This window comes from Lutispora sp. (assembly GCF_041687175.1).
Classification (GTDB): domain Bacteria; phylum Bacillota; class Clostridia; order Lutisporales; family Lutisporaceae; genus Lutispora.
On sequence record NZ_JAWLCK010000165.1, the window covers coordinates 1 to 4,946 of the forward strand.

3 protein-coding genes and 1 pseudogene are annotated in these 4,946 nt (G+C 40.7%); all 4 read right to left on the minus strand.

Annotated elements, in window-relative coordinates; all coding sequences use genetic code 11:
* Nucleotides 1-191: adenosylhomocysteinase (locus ACESM9_RS14425; RefSeq protein WP_373000212.1), on the minus strand; the 191-nt coding region annotated here is incomplete at its 3' end.
* A 116-nt stretch (nt 192-307) separates the two neighbouring features.
* Nucleotides 308-643 (minus strand): response regulator transcription factor, encoded by a 336-nt coding sequence (locus ACESM9_RS14430; protein ID WP_373000215.1) that lies wholly within the window; start codon nt 641-643, stop codon nt 308-310.
* A 76-nt stretch (nt 644-719) separates the two neighbouring features.
* Nucleotides 720-1,430 carry a stalk domain-containing protein gene (locus ACESM9_RS14435; protein ID WP_373000218.1) on the minus strand — a complete coding sequence of 237 codons (711 nt, stop codon included), beginning with the start codon at nt 1,428-1,430 and terminating at the stop codon, nt 720-722.
* Nucleotides 1,431-1,508: 78 nt separating this feature from the next.
* Nucleotides 1,509-4,946, minus strand: a pseudogene (locus ACESM9_RS14440) (hypothetical protein); the annotation flags it as partial.

The following is a 4,946-nucleotide window of genomic DNA, read 5'->3' on the forward strand; positions in this document are numbered from 1 at the left end:
AAAACCTTTGCAAGATAGGCAGTCTTTGCTTCAAGATGTATTGACATTACAATTCTTTTTCCTGTGAAAGGCTTATTCTTTGTGAACTCTTCTTCTATCCTGGAAAGCACAGGCATATTTCTTTTAACCCATTCAATCTTTTTATGTCCCGAAGGAGCAAGTTTAATATCCCTAATGATATTGTTTTTCATCTATATAACCTCCCGTATTTTTGAATATTCATATGTATTTGTTGATAATATTATACTGTATATACTGTAATAGGGTCAAAAAAAGAAAATGAGTGAAATCATCACTCATAATCATATTATCTTCCAAGGTCTCGATTAAACAATTGGCACCGTCTTCTTATCCCAAGCTTTATAAAAATGTTTTGCATATGCATCTTTACAGTATTGATAGACAATCCCAATTCCTCTGCTATCTCTTGGTTTGATTCACCGGATAAGACTAATCGTACAATCTCTCTTTCGCGGAGAGTGAGCAAGTCAAAATAAGGATATTTGGATGGCATATCCAAAGTGCTGCTATTTTCTAGTATTGATACTATTTCTAAAGCTAGCCTTCGGATTTCTATAATATCATTGGACTCTCCAATGGAAGTCACGAGATCAAGTATTCTTTCTTCATTCACCTTGATCATCCTTCCAAATTCTATATATTATTATTGTATCATTAATAAAATTTGGAATTCAAGTTATAATTTACATTACAATTAATTATTTAAAATATGGCTCTGCAATCATCATTATATCCGGATTAGTGCTTTTGGGAACCCTGTCACTGACTAAGTTCTGTATATATAAAGTTTTGATTTTGGGAATATCTATTTCAAAAGGTATGGATTCGCCTTTTTTTATGACAAGCTCCTTCAAAACCTTTCCCTGATAATCATTTTCCCTTATCTTGATGGTCACTTCATCGGTGGTATTATCCAAATCCTCCATACATGCTACACCGCCAAATTTCTGGTAATTCCCGTTAGGATGTACAAAACCGCTGAATTCATAATAACCCGCTGTTCCTGTGTAGACTATGCCCCATTTATACTCTTTACCATTGACAATAAGCTGGTTTTTGTCGATACTGTATTGGCTGGTATAATTATTAACATAGTCTTTCCCTTCTACCGGAATTCGATCCTTCTCCCCCAAGTACACGGTATGGGTCTTGCCATCATAGTCTACGGCAATAGAGAGAGCTTCGCCTATAGCTCTAACAGGAAGATAAGTTGTACTTTTATATATTATTGGCTTTATTTCCTTTCCATCAGCTCCTACAGGATTGAAATCTCTCCCATTTAACTTTATTTTCAGGCTGTAGTCAAGAAAAGCTTTGATTTCTTCCTGATTGCTTGCTCCCACGGCTCCAATAGTAATTCCCATTAGAAATACCAGACATATGAAAAACACCGTACATTTTTTGCTCATGTTATTACCCCCTGATTAATAATATCATTCACAGTTCAGGTCAAGTCAAAGACTCCACCTGAACTGCAATACTTCACCCTAAAAATCTTTGCTTATATGCCATCCCACAGAACCGCTTATATCTTTTATCACCAAGTCCACATGGTATCTTATTCTAGCATGGGCACTGAGGTGCCAGCCTGAACCCTCCTGGGCCACAAGCTGACCATTGGCGTTCAGCATCAGGCTTATTACTTCAAAACGTTTGCCAAGAGCTACCACGCCGCCTTCTATGCCGCCTTGGAGGTATGCACTAAGCCATAATTTTGTTTTATCATCTAAAGCCTCGCTGATGCCCAGCTCTCCTCCTACTGCCAAAAACCCTCTCACATAAACAATTCCAATATCAACGTGTCCCGTATCATAGCCTACATGAACCCTTGCCTTGATGTAGCTGTCATCAATGGACGAATTCCTTATAGCAAAGCCAAAACCAGCATCCAGGCCATGGAAAGATGCCATCATCATATCAGGATATCCCATATAGAACTCCCAATAGTCGGGGCATAATTCAAAGCCTGTGGTGCCGCTAACGGATAAGCCGAACATATCAGCACCCAAAAGGGCGATGCTCATTTTAAACAAACGGTTCTTATGATAATATCCTATTTTTGCTTCGCCGATGGGGCTAAGCGGATTTCCGGTAGTCAGTCCTGATATTGTTGTCGGCCCCCAAAATTGGCTGCTCATTTCAACTGTAGGGCCTTTTTCAACTATAAGGGCCGCATTCTTTAGTTCACCTATCTTATAACCTAATACTCTTACAGTGCTGTCAAAGGCTGCTGCAAACACATAATTACCGCTGTTTGATTTATTTACCTCCATCTTCTTAAGCGTACCCATCAAAGCTTGCTGCTGAAGAGGTATGTCAAAAGTACCGTCAGTTTTTGTTGGCATATCCATGTTGTAAGCAAACAGGCTGCCCATATTGAAGATTTCACCGAAGCCATATGGAATTCCCGGTCCTGTATAATAGGATGCCACTCCGAAGAAATAACGGTCTCTCTTCCTATCAAAACCTATTCGTCCTTCAACCTTGAATGTTCCGTATTCCATTGAACTGAAGGCACTGCACAACATTTGAAGCTTATCCAGATCATACTCGACTACATCCTCCGGTACTCCTTCTAAAGCAGCGGTTTGCCCTGACTTTTTCGCTGAGATGGCAACTCCTTTTATATCCATAAAGTCATCAAAGTTGAGATTCATTTCTGATGCACAGTTCTCATATGAAATCTTAGGGCTGTTGAAAACTCCCTGGACCACTATTCTATCCGCATCCTTCTCGGTATTCATAGTCAGGTTATCAGATAACTGCATGCCTCCCCATAGAGTCATGGTAGTGTTATATGTCCTGCCGTAGTATTCATCCGGAGAAATACCGGTACCATCTCTCGTCTGAACAACCATGCTTAGGGGTTTTGAAATCAGAGATAATGCCCTTAGCTGTATTGGAAAGTCATGGAATTTTACCGTATATGGCTTGTTGAAGAGGGCTGTTCCGTAAACTCCCCTGCCTTCTTCACTTTCCAGCTTATTCATCTTATTATCTGCAGGAATTATCAGGTCGCTGAACGCTGCATTCATTAGCTTCAGCCCTTTTCCTCCGCCTTCCAGCACCAGATCCAAGGTTCCGTCAATATGCATGCCTAAATCATCCATATAACCGCCGTCAATCTGCACCTTCACCTGACCGTCTCCTGCAGGATCGAACTTATCTGTCTTGGCTATATTGCATACAAATAATCCTGATTTATCGTCTTTCATCAGTTTGACCTTGAGTCTTCGTTGGAATAATGGGACCCCTATATCAGCATCTATCTCAAGATCTGCCATATTGTTGTAAAGATCCAGCACTATATTCCTCACAATAACATCTTCATAGGTCCCAAGCTCTGACTCAAAATCGGCCGGAATGCCTTCGGGAGTATAGGCTTGATTCTGATAACAAAAACCGTTCTGGTCATACAAAAGCTCACCGGGTGATAGTGTGAAAGTTATTGGCTTGCCATTATCATCTTCTATATATTTAGTAGGCATGGATATATGTCCATGCTTTATAACAATGCCCATCCACTCAGGAATCTTTGTATCATCAGGTGACTGGCCTTGATAATATGAATCCCGTCTCAAATCCAGCGCCACTGTTCCCGGTGTTATACCCAGCTTCGCATCCTTTTGCTCTTCTTCTTGCTCCTTGGTTAATTTCCCAGCATCATAAAGGGGAACTCCTGAGGGTGTCATCATTGTATCCTGTATCATGAAGCCACAGCCATCCCAGTTGTTTACCCTGAATGGAACGGCAGAACAGCTTTCCTCCAATTCTCTGCTGTCAGGGAATATCAAAAGAGCATTGCTTTGCACCGACTGAGTCATATAGTATAAACAGCTGTCCAACAGGTCCTCGTACTGAGATGCTGAATCTTGGTTACCACTCATTAAGAAATCCAATATTTGCTGGTTTATCACTGTTTCCTGTGCTGGAGAATTAGGCTGCGGTGCTATTGAATCTGCAAAAGTTTCAAAAGGGGTCAGAACTATCCCGTTGATATAGCTTCTGGCAGTATCCACCCGGCCGTCATTGTATACCAATTTGGAATCATTGGTCTTTATGCATAATCCTGCAGGTATAACCATCCTCATGGTGCGATTCACATCGATGGTAAATATGCCGTCAAGCCTGCCCTCCTGATCAAATGAGACCATTTCATAAGCGTAATGAAGACCTGTATTATCAATGGTCTCAAAGCCTAGATTGCTCTCAGCAATTCCCCTGTGCAAATTGATAAAGCCTGCACCATAAATATTTTCAAAAGAGCCAATAGTATTTTCTATTGATATTCCCGCCGTATTGCCTATATTTCCAAAATTCACAGTTATTTTCCCCAGTCCTTTAAAAATCAGATTCTGATAGTGGAAATAGGGAATGCTATATATATGGATAATACCTTTGGGATCCAGCTTGCTCTGATTAAATTCCAGCATTTTCAGATCTCCCATGATACTTCTTGAGGCCTTGCTGATAGACCCGCTTACTTTTGCATCACCTTCTGCCTTTAGCTCCAGCTCAGTAAAATATATGCCTGTATCGCCCAGGGTTACAGTACTCAATAATTCAGCAGAACCATCAGTGACGGTCTTATCCAGAGATACCTTTTTAATGGTAAGAGATACAGGTATAGAAAATTGTCCTACCACCAGCTTTCCTTCACCTTTGCCTGCTGATATTGCATCTTTAGGCACATTCTTGATCATAAAGCCGTTTAGTTTCAAATCAGTTGTTTCTGCAATGGTAGCATCAGGAATCTGCAGCTCTGGTTGGATCTGTAACTCCGGCTTTGGTGTAAACTCCGTTTCAGGCACAGTTATTGCCGGTATCTTGGGTTCTGCCGTGGGTACTTCAGGTTGAACTGTTGGCTTCTTGGGTTCTATTGTTGGTGTATTGCTTTTAATCAAAGATGGAGATAAATCTCCATT